This window comes from Bacillus sp. SIMBA_008 (assembly GCF_046535495.1).
Lineage (GTDB): Bacteria > Bacillota > Bacilli > Bacillales > Bacillaceae > Bacillus > Bacillus subtilis.
This window is the reverse complement of record NZ_JAWRWL010000933.1, coordinates 1-250: the sequence shown is the minus strand read 5'-3', so window position 1 is coordinate 250 and position 250 is coordinate 1. Positions and strand designations below refer to the sequence as shown.

Below are 250 nucleotides of genomic sequence, written 5' to 3'. Positions count from 1 at the left end.
GGGCCAATCGCCGTGGCGCTGGTCTGGATGCCCTGCCAGACGCCCGCCGCAAGATCGCCAAGCGCGCGCAGCGCCGCGCCCCAGCCACCGGTGGCCACCACCAGCTGATGGAACTTCATCGCCAGGTAGCCCGCCCCCACCACCAGCGCGCCAATGCCGGTGGCAATCACCGCTCCGCGCAGCAGCAACAGCCCCCGCTGCAGGCCTTTCATGGCAAGGCTGGTCACCGCCGCCTTGGTCGAGGTGGCCC

At 71.6% G+C, this 250-nt stretch carries 1 protein-coding gene; it reads right to left on the bottom strand.

Features of this window, described 5'->3' with window-relative positions:
- A partial coding sequence (locus SB658_RS26110) for a hypothetical protein (protein ID WP_410603391.1) occupies nt 1-250 on the bottom strand: 250 nt, incomplete at both ends.